Source organism: Rhizobium sp. TH2 (assembly GCF_024707525.1).
In the GTDB taxonomy this organism is placed as follows: Bacteria; Pseudomonadota; Alphaproteobacteria; order Rhizobiales; family Rhizobiaceae; genus Rhizobium_E.
The window spans coordinates 4362113-4377111 of sequence record NZ_CP062231.1; the positions used below are offsets into that span (position 1 = coordinate 4362113).

At 59.8% G+C, this 14999-nt stretch carries 5 protein-coding genes; 4 read left to right on the top strand and 1 reads right to left on the bottom strand.

Annotated elements, in window-relative coordinates; genetic code table 11:
* Positions 1-122 precede the first annotated feature (122 nt).
* Genes IHQ71_RS21540 through IHQ71_RS21555 form a run of 4 tightly spaced genes read left to right on the top strand, consistent with a single transcriptional unit; the run spans position 123 to position 14263 of the window.
* Positions 123-2024 carry a non-ribosomal peptide synthetase gene (locus IHQ71_RS21540; RefSeq protein WP_258158471.1) on the top strand — a complete coding sequence of 634 codons (1902 nt, stop codon included), beginning with the start codon at positions 123-125 and terminating at the stop codon, positions 2022-2024.
* Positions 2024-10099, top strand: a complete 8076-nt coding sequence (locus tag IHQ71_RS21545; protein ID WP_258158472.1) for a non-ribosomal peptide synthetase/type I polyketide synthase — start codon at positions 2024-2026, stop codon at positions 10097-10099. The genes IHQ71_RS21540 and IHQ71_RS21545 overlap by 1 nt, the downstream gene beginning before the upstream one ends.
* On the top strand, positions 10096-12654 hold the full coding sequence (locus IHQ71_RS21550) for a condensation domain-containing protein (protein WP_258158473.1): 2559 nt from the start codon (positions 10096-10098) through the stop codon (positions 12652-12654). Before IHQ71_RS21545 ends, IHQ71_RS21550 begins: the two co-directional genes overlap by 4 nt.
* Positions 12655-12673: 19 nt before the next feature.
* Positions 12674-14263 carry a hypothetical protein gene (locus tag IHQ71_RS21555; protein WP_258158474.1) on the top strand — a complete coding sequence of 530 codons (1590 nt, stop codon included), beginning with the start codon at positions 12674-12676 and terminating at the stop codon, positions 14261-14263.
* Here IHQ71_RS21555 and IHQ71_RS21560 read toward each other — a convergent pair.
* Positions 14252-14998 (bottom strand): 4'-phosphopantetheinyl transferase superfamily protein, encoded by a 747-nt coding sequence (locus IHQ71_RS21560; RefSeq protein WP_258158475.1) that lies wholly within the window; start codon positions 14996-14998, stop codon positions 14252-14254. The two genes, IHQ71_RS21555 and IHQ71_RS21560, sit on opposite strands and share 12 nt — an antisense overlap.
* Between the last annotated feature and the right edge of the window lies 1 nt (position 14999).

A 14999-nucleotide genomic window follows, 5' to 3' on the forward strand; every position in this document is an offset into this window, starting at 1 on the left:
TTATTTCGCGGCGTCATGAAATTCTGTGCGCTGTCGCAGGGGGGAAATAGCGAAGCCTGGCGATACTGATGAAGAGTTCCGATCCGACGTGATTGGACTTAACGCTGCCTACGGAGTTCGACATGAACTATTCGGATCATCTTGCGGCAAGAGCAGTTGTTGAAAGGCTGCACTATCAGCGGGATAGCAGCGTCCACGATGTGGTACGCCAACAGGCCGAGTTATCGCCGGGCGCAACTGCCCTGGTATTCGGCGATAGGTCCATGACGTATGGTGATCTCGACAAGCTGTCGGATGCCCTTGCCGAACGGCTGGTTGCGCTGGGAGTCCAAAAAAACGACATCGTGGCTCTTTTCGTCCCGCGGTCGATGGAAACGGTGATTGCCCAATTGGCGATCCTGAAGGCGGGAGCGGCATACCTGCCAATAGATGTCGCCCTGCCGACGGAAATTCTCGACCACATGATTTCAGAGTGTCGGCCGAAGGTAGTCTTCGTCACTGCGGAGAACCGGCAAAAGATAGAAGCTGTGCCGAGGCTCCGAGGCGCGTTCGTCGATCTCTTTCACTTGGTTGGCCAGCTTCCCAGGAATGCCGTCTTCAATGGTCCCCGTGTCGATGGGGGAGACACCGCCTACCTCATGTACACGTCGGGATCGACCGGCCGGCCAAAGGGCGTTTCCGTCACGCATCGCGGCATACTTCGCCTCGTGATGGACCAAAACTATATCGACTTCCGCCGCGATGATGTGGTCTTGCACGGCGGATCGCTCTCGTTCGATCTCACAACGTTCGAGATATGGAGCGCTTTGCTCAACGGATGCACGCTCGCTGGCATGCCGGATGAGGTGTTCTCGGTTCCGCTCCTCTGCGACGTCATCCGTAACCGCGGCATCACGATAACCCTGCTGACCACGGGCCTGTTCAACCTTTTCGCGGACTTTGGAGACGCCCGCCTTCCCAGCCTTCGCCATGTATTGTTCGGTGGCGAAGTCGCTTCCCCGGAGCACGCCCGCCGCTTTCTCAGGGCCCATGCCAATTGTCGCCTTACGAACTGTTACGGCCCGACAGAGGCGACCTGCATCGCCACCTACTTCGAAATACCGCACTCCTTCAACGGGCATGAAATGCCGATAGGCCGTCCGATAGCCCACACCGGAATTCTGATCCTCGACGACGAGCTCGCCGAGGTCCCAGCAGGAACCGAGGGACAATTGGCGATAACCGGCGACGGGCTGGCCGATGGATATGTGCAGCGACCTGATCTGACGGAAGAACGCTTCCGCATCGTCCGAAGCGCCGACGGGCCCGTGCGTGCCTACCTGACAGGCGACATGGCGGTCATGAAGGACGACGGAACCATTGCTTTCAAAGGACGGCACGACCGGCAGGTCAAGATCAACGGCAAGCGAATTGAGCTGGACGAGATCGAGGCAGCGCTTCGGAGAGATCATCGCCTATTGGACGGCGTCGTTGTTTGCCACGAACAGGCGCCCGGCGTGAGGCATATCGTCGCCTATCTCTGCCCGAAAAGGCCGAGCGATCTGACGGATCCGGAATTTCCCCGACTGGTCATGTCCGCGCTGCGGATGATCCTGCCGCCATACATGATCCCTAGCGCGGCGGTGGTGCTCAAGGAGTTGCCACTTACTACCGCTGGCAAGGTCGAGCGCTCCAAGCTGCAGCCACCGCCCGTCGTCAAGTCACCACTCGTCGCGCCACAGAGCCGAGACGAAGAAATCGTGATGAGGATCTGGCGGGAGGCACTGGGCGTTGAACGGATAGCTGCCGATCGCAACTTTTTTGATCTCGGCGGCACGTCACTGCAGCTTTTGCGGGCCCACGTGGCGCTCGAGGCCGAGCTGGGTCGATCCATCGATGTGCTGGCACTCTTCCAACATACGACCATTCAGGAACTCGTTCGCTATCTCGGGAACCGGACGGGCGCACCGGTTCGAAGGATGGGTCCGGACCGGTTCGCTGGAACAGGGCAATGCAGGGTTCCAGAGTTGGGTGGGGAAAGCTAATGACTAAATTGAATGGACCGGAAAGGGCAGAAAAGGCCGCCGCCGCAGATGAGCACGATAAGATCGCCATCATCGCTATGTCTGGACGTTTTCCCGGAGCAGCCGATGTCGATGCGTTATGGGATCTGGTGCTCAGAGGCGGCAACTCGTTTTCGAGATTTGACAAGGACGACAGTGACGATGCGTTCACCGACGAGGAGCGGGCCGCATCGAATTACGTGTCGGCAAGACCGCAGATGGACGGCGTCGATATGTTCGATGCGGAGTTCTTCGGCATGTTTCCGCGCGAGGCCGCTGTTACGGATCCGCAGCATCGCATCTTTCTTGAGATCTGCTGGGAAGCGATAGAGAAGGCAGGCTACGACACGGAGCGATACGAAGGTGCGATCGGTGTTTTTGCCGGCTGCTCGATGCCGAGCTACCTGCTCAACAATGTCTTGCAGAGCAGGGCTAAGGTCGAAGAGCTCACCACCAACTACCAGATCGGCTCCTTTGCCGAAGTGGTCGGTTCGATCAACGATACGCTCGCGACCCGTGTTGCGTATAAGCTCAAGCTTCGCGGCCCTGCATTCAGTTTGCAGTCGGCGTGCTCCACATCGCTTCTCGCCGTCACGCAGGCCTGCAATAATCTTCGGCTACAGATCTGCGACATGGCGCTGGCCGGTGGCGTGTCGATAACGTTGCCGCTCAAGCGTGGGTACATGTACCAGGAAGGCGGCATGGCGTCGCGTGACGGCATATGCCGTCCCTTCGACAGCGAGGCATCCGGAACGGTTTTCGCGAACGGCGCCGGCGTCGTGCTTCTCAAGCGCCTTGCCGATGCGCGGCGGGATGGCGATCGCGTTCTCGCCGTCATCTGCGGATACGGCATCAACAATGACGGCGCCGACAAAGTCGGCTTCACTGCGCCAAGCATCAACGGCCAAGCCGAAGCCATTTCGGCAGCCCTGTCGAGTGCAGGATTCGATCCGGCCACCGTGGGCTATGTCGAGTGTCACGGCACTGCCACGCCGCTGGGTGACCCAATCGAGTTCGAAGGCTTGAGAAGCGTCTTCGGCGCGGCGGGAGGCCGGGGCACCTGTGCCCTCGGGTCGCTCAAGGGCAATGTCGGACACATGGATGCCGCAGCCGGCGTTGGCGGCCTCATCAAGGCGACACTCGCGCTGCAGTCGGCAAAGATTCCGCCGATGCCGAATTTCTCATCGCCCAATCGTCACATCGACCTCGAAAGCAGTCCCTTCTACGTTCCGACTGAAGTAACGGAGTGGCCAACCAGCGAAGCACCGCGCCGTGCAGGCGTGAGCTCCTTCGGCGTTGGAGGAACGAACGTCCACGTTGTCTTGGAGGAAGGCGTCTCTGGAGCCACCGAAAAAAACGAATCCGCAGGACGCAATTACATTCTGCCACTCGCCGCGCGATCTGAAAGCGCGCTCGCCAACCTCCGAAGCAATCTTGCATTGCATCTGGAAGAACATCCGGATGTCTCCTTGGCGAGCGTGGCGCGAACCTTGCAGACGGGCCGACGGGAATTTGGCTTTCGTGGCTCCATCGTCGCGAGTTCACCACTGCAGGCTGCGGGCCTGTTGAGAAAAGAGAGCTTCCGTGCTTTCGCGGCGGATGCCTCGGCGCCTGTCGTCTTCATGTTTCCGGGACAGGGCGCGCAGTATGTCGGCATGGGTTTCGGCCTATACAACAGCGAGCCAGAGTTTGCCCGGTGGATCGATCGGGGAGCCGAAATCGTCAAGATGTCCTACGGCTTCGACCCACGCGATTACATTTGCCACAATGGAAATGTCAGCGAGGCGATGCATCATGAACTGCGCGAAACCCGTATTGCACAACCCTGCCTCTATCTGACCGAATATGCTCTCGCGCGCCTCTGGCTGATGCACGGATTGAGACCCGATGGACTGATTGGCCACAGCGTGGGAGAATTCGCCGCCGCGACGCTTTCCAACGTCATGTCATTCGAAGACGGACTGCGATTGGTGACTGCACGCGGGCGCTTCATGCAGAGTCAACCGCCGGGCAGCATGGTCTCGGTCCGGGCAAGTGCCGAGAAGATTGAAGGTTATTTGCACAACGACGCGGAGATCGCTGCGGTCAACGCGCCCAATCTCTGCGTCATCGCCGGCCAGTTCGATGGCATAGACGCCGTTTGCAAACGTCTGGAGGGCGCCGAGATCGCCTTTTCGCACCTGCATACCTCGCATGCCTTCCATTCTCGCATGATGGACCCCGTAATCGAGGCGCTCAGCGGCGAGGCTGCCAAGTTGACCTACGGCACAGCAAGCCTGCCCTATATATCCAGTGTCACCGGCGACTGGCAGGACAACGATGCTGGAATGTCGCCGCAATATTGGGCAGCACATTGTCGCAAGCCAGTCCAGTTCGCGCGTGGCATCCAAACGATTTGCGCGCAGGGCAAGCCGATTCTGGTGGAAGTGGGACCGGGAAGAACGCTGTCGGTATTCGCCGCCCAGACGGTTGGCAGAGATGGGACCACGGCCATCATCCAGTCCATGCCGGAACACAATCGGGCGTCCGAAGCCGTGGAAGTTCTGCTCGAGGCACACGGCCATTTGTGGGCAGCCGGCGCTAGCATCGACTGGCCGAAATTGCCCAAGACGACGAACCAGCGCGCAACTCTGCCGACCTATCCCTTCGAGCGCCAGCGCCACTGGATTGAAGCCCCGCCAATCGCCCGCCGCCAGGCGCAGGTCTCGTCCGGGCTGCCGGCCCCGGCCCAAACGGTCATAGCTGAAAGTTTTCCAGTCATCCAATCAGAAGAAGTTCGTTCCATGTCAACCTCGACCTCCCAGGAAACCTCCAATCGTGCCGCCAGCCTCGAGGCTGCGCTTCTCGCGCTGCTCAGCGAAATGTCTGGAGAAAGTCTCACTCCTGATATGCGCACAGCAACCTTCCTGGAATTGGGATTCGACTCTCTCTTCGTGGGCCAGTTCGCCCAGAAGCTGGAAAAGCAATATGGCGTGAAGCTCTCATTCCGTGAGTTGCTCAGCAATATTCCCTCCATAGCGGCCCTGGCGCGCCACCTGGACGCTCAGATGCCGCCGGAGCCGGCAGCCGTCGCCTCCGCTCCGGCAGCGGCAGCGCCGGCCAACACCGAAACGGTCGTGGTCCCACCACCGGCCGCTGCGATCGCGCAGCAAATCGCGATTGCGCCGCAACCGATGCGGCAACTGGATATGACGGGGCTCTCACCGCTGCAGGCGCTCCTGCAGTCGCAGATCCAGATGACCCAGACGCTTTTCGCCCAACAGCTCCAGATCATGCAATCCGCCACGGCGGGCAACCTGCAACCAGCCCCTGTCGCTCCGAGCGCCGTCGTCTCTGCTGTTTCAGCACCCGCTCCCGCGCCGGCTGTAGTCACGGTGGACAAGATTGCTGACGCCCCAGCCGCGGACGTCGAAATCGGCACCGACCGTATCAAGCTCTATAAGCCCGGACAGGCCAAGACCGTCGAGCTGTCCCAACAGACCAGGCAGTTCATCAATGATCTCGTGACGACCTATGAGGCCAAGCACAAGAAATCCAAGGATTTCACGAGTGCCAATCGTTCGCGCCTTGCGGATCCGCGTACCGCTTCCGGTTTCAGGGCGGATCTGAAGGAAATCGTCTTCCCGATCGTGGCCGAGCGTTCCAAGGGCTCACGGATCTGGGACATTGACGGCAACGAGTATATCGATCTCGTCAATGGCTTCGGCCAGACGGCCTTCGGCCATGCGCCGGAATTCGTCGTGGAGGCTGTCAAGGCCCAGATCGACATGGGTTTTGCGATCGGGCCGCAGACGCCGATGGCGGGCGAGGTCGCCGAACTGATGACAGGTATGATCGGCCACGAGCGTGTGACGTTCTGCAATACGGGCTCCGAGGCGGTGATGGCCGCCATGCGCGTCGCGCGCTCAGTGACCGGCAACGACAAGATCGTGATCTTCGCGAACGACTACCATGGCCAGTTCGATGAAGTGCTGGTCAAGGGGCGGAACAACGCAGCCAATCCCGTCGCCCTGCCGATTGCTTCCGGTATTCCGCGCGAGTCCGTCGCCAACATGATCGTTCTTCAATATGGCGCCGACTCGAGCATCGCCTGGATTCGCGACAACGCGGACAGCATCGCTGCAGTCATCATCGAGCCGGTACAGAGCCGTCATCCCGAAATCCGCCCGATGTCCTTTGTGCGCGAGATCCGCGAGATTGCCACGCAGTCCGGCTTTGCCTTGGTCTTCGACGAGGTCGTGACGGGCTTCCGCGTCGATCCGGGCGGCATGCAGGCCGTGTGGGGAATCAAGGGCGACATGGCGACCTACGGCAAGGTCCTGGGCGGCGGAATGCCGGTCGGCGTCCTGGCAGGCGACAAGAGATTCATGGACGCTCTCGACGGCGGCCACTGGAATTACGGCGATGACTCGATGCCGATGACTGCGCCGACTTTCTTTGCCGGCACGTTCGTGCGGCACCCCTTGGTACTCGCGGCCGTGCGCGCAACCTTGCAGCATATCAAAGGGTCGGGATCCGAGCTCTATGGCCGTGTAGCGGCGAGAACCGAGGCACTGGTCGCCGAAATCAATGCGGATCTGCGCACCCGCGGCATAAGTCAGCAGCTCAATTCCTATAAGAGTTGGTTCTACACCGATTTCGGCAGTGCGGATCCCTTGGGCAGCCTGCTCTACGTTCAGCTACGCCTGAACGGGATCTATATCCAGGAGGGTTACCCGTGCTTCCTGACCACCGCACATTCGGAAGATGACTTCCGCCAGATCGCTCGAGCTTTCCGTGACAGCGTCGACATGCTGCAATCTGCCGGCATCACGCTGGGCGCCAAGTCCGGCAATCAAGCGCTCGCAAGCCCGGTCGACCCGGCGCGAAAATCCGAACTGACGGAGGCGCAGTCCGAGATTTGGCTCGCAGCACAGGCTGGTGATGAAGCCTCCTGCTCGTTCAACGAATCCTGCTCACTGACACTTGATGGCGAACTGGACGAAGCGGCGTTCCGCCGAGCCCTGGAGTTCGTAATCGGCCGTCATGACGCACTGCATATCCGTTTCGACCGGACCGGACAGAATTTCACGTTCCTCCCGAATTTCCGCCTCGACCCAGATCTCCTCGACCTCGTCGAGGTATCGGAACAGGAGACGGAGCTTCGCGAACTCATCGCATCGGAAGCCATCACGCCGTTCGACCTCGTCGACGGTCCGCTTGCGCGGGCGACGCTGGTGCGACTGTCGGCGACCAAGAACGTGCTGATCTTTACCGCGCATCACATCGTTTGTGACGGCTACTCCATGAACATCATCATGGAAGAGCTGGCGTCGGCCTATTCGAGCTTCAAACGCGGCGATGAGCCGGTTCTCGAACCCGCCCTGTCATTCGCGGACTATGCGTCGTCCTATGCGCCGAAGGCGAAGCCCGGCGACGGCACCGAACAGTTCTGGATCGACCAGTTCCGCGAGACGCCCGAGCCGGTCGACATGCCCTATGATCGGCAACATCCGGATCGGCGTACCTTTGCTGGTGGAACGTGCACTGGATGGATCGACGCCACGACCTACAAAGCGCTGAAAAGGAGCGGCGCCAAGGCAGGTGCCACCCTATTTTCGACGCTTCTGGCAACGCTGCAGGTTCTGGTCGCCCGCCTCTCGGCACAGTCCGACATCGTGATCGCGGTGCCCTCCGCCGGTCAGAGCCTGCTGGAAGACAAGATCCTTGTCGGCCACTGCGTGAACCTCCTTCCGCTGCGCCAAACCGTGGCACTCGAAACGAGTTTCGCGGACCATCTGAAGGCTACCCAACAGGTGGTGCTGCAGGCTTTCGAGCACCAGGACTACACATACGGCACCCTGGTGCGGAAACTTGATCTCAAGCGGGACCCGCGGCGGCTGCCCCTGACCGGCATCCAGTTCAACCTGGAGCGCATGGCTGCGGGCGCCCAGTTCGACGGGCTCTCCAGCCGTATCGAGCCGAACGGCAAGCTCTTCTCCAATTTCGATATGTTCCTCAACATGATCGAAAGCCCGGAGGGTATCCGCATCGATGTCGACTATAATGCAGACGTCCTGGATCGTCGCACTGTCGAAAGATGGATCGGTCATTTCGCGACGCTCGCGGCGAGCCTCGCGGAAGACATGGCGCACCCCATCCGGTCGCTCTCGCTATTGTCGGAAACCGAACGACACTGGATCATCGACAACCTGAACGAGACCTCGGCCGAATACGAGCGCAACCAGTTCATGTTCTCGCTTTTCGCCCGGAAGGCGGTGGAACATCCGGAGAAAGTCGCCGCGTCACACGACGGCAAGACGATCACCTATGGAGATCTCGAAGCCAGATCCAACCGCCTCGCCCGCCACATCAAGGCACGGGTCGATGGCACGGGAGAGCGCATCGCCCTTCTCTGCGAACGGTCGCTCGACATGCTTGTCGCGCTGATCGCGATCATGAAATCAGGTCATGCCTACGTCCCGCTCGACCCCGCCCATCCTGAGGCGCGGCTGCAGCAGACGCTCGAGATTGCAAAGCCGGTCGCTATCCTTGGAGACGGCTCGATCACCCCAGGCCTCGATACAGAGAACAGGACCGTGATCCGCTTCGACCTCGAACAGACTTCTATCGATGGACAGAGCGGCGGCACACTGGATGACCTTCCGACTGATCCGAGAAAAAATGCCTACGTCATCTTCACATCCGGTTCGACCGGCGTGCCCAAGGGCGTCGAGGTCTCTCACAGCGCGCTGCTCAATTTCCTCCTGTCGATGAAGAAGGAGCCCGGATTTTCCGACGATGACGTTCTCGTGGCGGTCACCACGATCACATTCGACATCGCGGGGCTGGAACTTTATCTGCCTCTCATCGCCGGCGGCCAGGTCGTCATCGCCAACCGGACCGATGTGCAGGATGGTTTTGCTCTCGTGAAGCTGGTCGAGCAGACGAAGGCGACCGTCCTTCAGGCCACGCCGACGCTCTGGCAGCTCCTCGTCGAAGCCGGCATCGGTCGGTATCAGGGCCTCAAGATGCTCTGCGGTGGCGAGCCGCTGCCGAAAGACCTGGCGCGGACGCTCGTCAAGTCGGGGCGCGAACTATGGAACATGTACGGACCGACCGAGACGACGATCTGGTCGTCCATGCAAGAAATCACCGACGACGATGCCCCGATCACGATCGGTCATCCCATCGCCAATACGCAACTCTACATCCTCGATCATACCGACCATGTCGCCCCCATCGGCGTCATCGGTGAGCTCTGCATCGGCGGTGATGGTTTGGCCAATGGCTACTTCGAACGGCCCGACCTGACCGAGGCGGCATTCGTTTCCCGCGACATCGGCACTGGTACCGCAGAGCGGCTCTACCGGACCGGCGACGTCGGCCGCCGCTTGCCGGACGGATCTCTGCAGTTGCTGGGCCGGCGCGATAACCAGATCAAGCTGCGCGGCTTCAGAATCGAACTCGGGGACATCGAGGCGGTCGTCTCGCAGATTGAGGGCGTGAAGCAATGTGCCGTTGTGCCGGTGCGTGAAGCCGGGGGCGAAACCACCCTGGTCTGCTATTTCGTCGCCGACACCGGCGCTACTGAGCCGACATCCGCGACGCTGGCAAAGTATGCCCAGGGCCATCTGCCCGCCCATATGATCCCAGCTTTCTGGACGATGATCGGCGAACTGCCCCAGACGGCCAATGGCAAATTGGACCGCAAGGCGCTCGTCAACCGCGGCATGCCGGAGCGGAAGGTCGACCTTATCTCTGTGCCGCCGCGAACGGCGCTGGAGGAAAAGCTTTCCTCGATCTGGAAAGAGGTGCTTCACATCGACCGCATCGGCGTCGAAGACAATATCTATTCGCTGGGCGCGGATTCGCTGTCCATCTTCCGCATCGCCGCCCGCATGATGGACGCTGGGCTGTCCCTAGAAGCCAAGCACCTGCTTCGTCACCCCTCGATCGCGGAACTGGCGGAGTTCGCTGAAAACCGGGAGGAGGAGACCATGACTCCAGCATATCAGGTCCCTTCCCTAAAGGATTTTCGGAATGGCGCCCGTCGCCGCGTCGAGGTGACTTCATGAGCAGCATAGAAAACACGACAACCGCTCAGAGCGCCAAGATCATCGTCGGCGAATTTCCCTGCACGCAGACCCAGATTCGTTGCTGGATCCTCGATCAGCTCAAGCCCGGCAATCCGGCGCTCAACGTCGCTGTTCGCTGGGAGATCAGAGGTACGTTCAAGACGTCGACGATTGAAGCCGCCCTGCGAAAGGTCATCCAGCGGCACGAAATTCTGAGAACCTCTTTCGTCGAGAGAAATGGAGAGCCACGGCAGCAGGTCGTCGACAATGTCGACTTCAGGATGTCGGTGATCGATATCAGAAACGTACCGTCCGACCAGCGTCAGCAACGCATTCTGGAGATCGGCGAGGAAACGGCCAGCGAGCCCTTCGACCTCAGCAAGCCGTGCCTGTTTCGCGTATCGCTGCTGATGGTGAGCAACGACAGCGCCTTCCTGTTGATCACCGCGCATCAAAGCTGCTTCGATGGATATTCGATTCGGGTGCTCGGCCGCGAAGTGGGCGAGATCGCTGCGGCAATCGATGCCGGCCGGCAGCCCACGTTGCCGGATCTGCCGCTGCAATACGGCGACTTCGCCATGTGGCAGGAGGAATATCTCGCAAGCTATGGCTTCGAGGCGGAGAGGGCGTTCTGGCTCAAACAGCTGAAGGACGCACCCTATTTCGAAATCCCCACGGACAAGCCGCGTGGCGCGGTCAAATCCAACCGTGGCAACATCCTGTCGTTGCTTAAAGGCGGTGATTTCGGGGACCGCATGGAGAATGCGGCACGGGAAAACAAGGTCTCGCTCTATGCGTATGGCGCCGCGGTGACGAGCGCCATGTTGCATGGATTGTCCCAGAACACGCCGGTCATGTTTGGCACCCAGGTCGCCGGGCGCGAAATGAGTGAACTCGAGGACATGATCGGCGTTTTCATCAACAACGTGGTCATGCGTTTCGACCTTGGGGCCGACACTGGTTTCAATGATCACCTTCGGAATACCGGCCGGATCGTCACCGAGGCGCTCAACAATCAGAACATGCCGTTCAACAAGCTCGTCGAGGTCGTCAACCCGGTGCGGGATCCCTCCCGCAACCCGCTGATATCGATCAATTTCAATTGCCAGAAGGCTTTTCTCGAGGACACCCAATACGGCGGCTTCCAGCTCATCAGCGCGCCTTCGCAATCGCCGGGCGTAATCTACGATCTGAGCTTCATCATAATCGGCAGACCCTCTGGCTGGCGCATGTCGATCGAATACAATGCGGATCTCTTCGAGCAGGAAACGATCGAGCTCTTCCTGCAACTCTGGCAGGATGCCTATGAACTTGCACTGACCGCACCGAGCACAGCATTGTCCGGCTTCGCGAGCCTGGCGGCGTCCGCCGGCCGCCTCGGAAAGTCAAAGCCCGCAGAGACGGAGCAACGGCCGCTATCCAGCGTCGATCTCGGCAGCTCGACCTCCGACCCGGCTGCTGCAACATTCGGGCAGCGGCTGAAGATGCTGTCGGACATCTGGAGCGAGATTCTTCCGGTGGAAAGTGCACAGCCCGATACCGATTTCTTCTATTCCGGCGGACATTCCCTTCTGGCTCTGAGAATGATTTCGAAGGTGCATGAAGTTTTTGGCCTGAAGCCCGATCTTGAACTTCTGTTCCGTAAGCCCGTTCTCAAGGACTTTGCCGAGGCAATCTTCGGCTCACCAATAGCCGCCTCGCCCGCGTCTTCGGCCGAAGCCCGGGTATCTGCACCGAATCCGTGGGAACTTACGACCTACAAGTCCGGGACAGGATCGTTGTCGATCTACACGCTCAACCATCCCTTCCTGTTTTATCGCCTCGCCGGCGAACTTCGCGACGACATCTCGGTCTACAACGCCCATCTCTTCAACGCACCGAGAATGGAGGCATCCCAATCTCTGGCCCTCGAAGACTTCGCCGCACAGGCGATCGAGGCGATGAAGATAACGCCTGACACCGGCCCCGTGGCGATCATGGGGCTCTGTGTTAACGGCGTGCTGGCGATGGAAATCGGCCGTCAACTGCATGCGAGCGGTGTCGATCTTCGCCTGGTGGCGGCCATTGACGCCTGGGCGCCGGGTTATTTCCGATCCCTTCCGAAGCTTCGCCAGATGCGCTGGAACACCGAGCGCAGAGTGAAGCGCGTGGGCTACTTCACCGGAAGACTCCTGACAGGTAGCATGGGCGTCGCCGCCTATCTCAAAGAGTTCAACGCCACGCTGGCTTTGATGAGAATGCTCCGCCTCCAGGCCGCGCAGCCATCCGATGAAGAGGAGACCAATTCGACGGTCACGGACATGCTGGTGAAGGCGGCGCGACGTTACACGGTGAAGACCATCGGTGCGCCGGTCGCACTCTTCCGAAGCCAGGCCAATCACAGCCGGGCGAAAAAGCTGCTATTCGGATGGAAGGATGCCGTCTCCAGCGATACCGAAGTTTGCGATCTGGAGGGGTGGCATGAAGACTCCCTGACACACGGGGGCATCAGCAAACTGGCGGCGCTCGTCTCCCGCCGGCTCGGCGGCCAAGGTCTTCGGGACGATGCTCGATAGGACCGTCCAGGCGCCAGCATTGACGCATCGCCTCCGCATTGGGATCGTGTTCGCGCAAGACACGCGCCGTGAAAATTGGCAAATCAGGATAGTCAACCGTCTGAGAGACGATCCACGATATCTGCTGGCGGCGGAACTCGTTTACCCTCGAGGCTTTCCACAGCGGCGCGAGCCGCGCTTGTTTGGCGTCCTCAGCCGGCTCGAACGAGCCATCCTCGCAAGGGAGCCTGAGCTTGAGACGGCTCAATTTGACGACAAGACGCTCCAGGTTCAAGGGCTATATCAAGCGGGCAATCACGAACTCTTTGACGCAGGTTTGGCCCAGAATGCGATCACCAGACTTGGGCTGGATCTCGTTATTCGGATGGTGCCAGAGCCACTGCCGGAAAGTGTCGTCGCTCTGCTGCCGTTGGGCGAATGGTCATTTTCATACTCCGCACAACAGACACCGACTGCAGACTGGACAGGGTTCAGCGACATCGTGAACCGCCAGCCCTCGACGGCCATCAGTTTGAATGTGAGACTTGCCGGCAAAGAAATTCCGATCGCGGCCGGCGCATTCAATCTGAAATTCTCAGCTGCGAGAAACGCGGGCTTCGTCAAGGAACGGGCCGTTACGATGCTGATGCGGGAACTCGGCCGGCTGCACGCCACCGGCGCCCTTCATGCCGTTGAAGCACCTCCGCAAGTGGATACGGAGCCTCCCAGCGGCATGGATATCGTTCGCTATTCAGCGGGTTTGGCAACGAATCTGTTGCGACGCTTCACGAAAGCATTCAAGGCCAGAACCGGGATCGGATCAACCGTCTGGACACTGTTTATCGGAGACGGTGATATCACCAACTTCGATCCAAGTCGCGCAGTCGAGATCCCGTCGTCACGCGACGAGATCCGGGCGGATCCGTTCCTGTTCGACCATGAGGGCGAAACTTACCTGTTCTATGAAGCCTACGCCGCCGGCGCCCGCAAAGCCCACATCGCGGTGGGCCGATTGGAGGGGAACGAACTAACTCCCATGGGCATTGCTCTAGAGAAGGAGCACCACCTCTCATATCCTTTCATCTTCCGCCACGACGGGCAGATTTTCATGATGCCTGAGACCAACCAGGCGCGGCGGATCGAGATTTGGCGATGTGTCGAGTTCCCGCACAAGTGGGAACTTTATTCGACCGCGCTCGAAGGTCAGTCTCCTGCCGACAGCGCACTCATCGAGCATGCCGGCGAGTGGTGGCTGTTTACAAACCTCTCGGACTTTCATGCCTATGAGGACCACTGCAGCGAGCTCCATGTCTTCAAGGTCGATGGTCCTACGCTCAGGGAAGTCGTGCCACATAGATGTAACCCGGTGGTTATCGACGGTACGACCGCGCGCAACGCGGGGCGCCTGTTCTCGACCAATGGCAAGCTCTACAGGCCATCCCAGCGCAACGAGCACGGCATCTACGGCTACGGCCTCAACATCATGGAAATCGACCGTCTCAACCTTGACGCCTATGAAGAGCGCTGTGCGAGGACCATTGTGCCGGACTTCAAACCGGGGCTCATGGGTTGTCATCATTTCGATGCGACGGGCGGCCGGTTCGTCATTGATGCACGATTAGGTGACTAGACCAGCATCCTGGATAAATATTCTGGCAAGGGACTGGTAGCGCAGCCGGACGGCTTCGCCTCCGGTCATGGCTGCAACGGCCCCGACAAATCCGGGCGGCGCATCGACGTTGAAGAGCTTCCAACTCTCGCTCGCCTGCTCATCGCCGTCCAAACGTTCAAGGCGCGGCGGAAGTTTGTCTTCGACGGTTACGTCGAAGGAATCGAGCGGCAGCAACAATCCCATCCCGTGCGCCTTCACGAACGCCTCTTTTCGCGTCCAGCAACGATAGAAGGCATGCAGGTAATCCTGCTGCTGCAGGCCTTTGATGGCGGCGCATTCACGACGTGAAAAGAACCGTCCCGCGACATCCTCGTTAATCGGCCTGATCTGTTCTATGTCAATACCGATGGGAAACATATCGCAAACGGCGAGCACGGCACGATCGGCGGAGTGGCTGAGATTGAACTGAAGCGGTACCTGCATCGAGGGACCAATTTGCGGCTTGCCGTGGGTATTCGTGACGAGGATCACGGCGCTCGCCTGGACACCCAGATATTGGCTGAGAACCATCCGCATAAGTCCGCGGGCGGTGCTGAAACGAATGGCATCACGCTCTCTGACGAACCGCGTGGCCCGTAAGGTTTCCTCCGGTGAAAGGGTATCCCATAGCCGGGAGACCTCTGGAATGGAACGGTCTAGAGACCAGCTCCAGATATCGATGATCCCTTTTCCAACGCTCGGTACACAAGCCATT

Coding starts and splice junctions, on each gene's coding strand:
- IHQ71_RS21540 (WP_258158471.1), top strand. CDS start 123: ATGAACTATTCGGATCATCTTGCGGCAAGAGCAGTTGTTGAAAGGCTG.
- IHQ71_RS21545 (WP_258158472.1), top strand. CDS start 2,024: ATGACTAAATTGAATGGACCGGAAAGGGCAGAAAAGGCCGCCGCCGCA.
- IHQ71_RS21550 (WP_258158473.1), top strand. CDS start 10,096: ATGAGCAGCATAGAAAACACGACAACCGCTCAGAGCGCCAAGATCATC.
- IHQ71_RS21560 (WP_258158475.1), bottom strand. CDS start 14,998: ATGGCTTGTGTACCGAGCGTTGGAAAAGGGATCATCGATATCTGGAGC.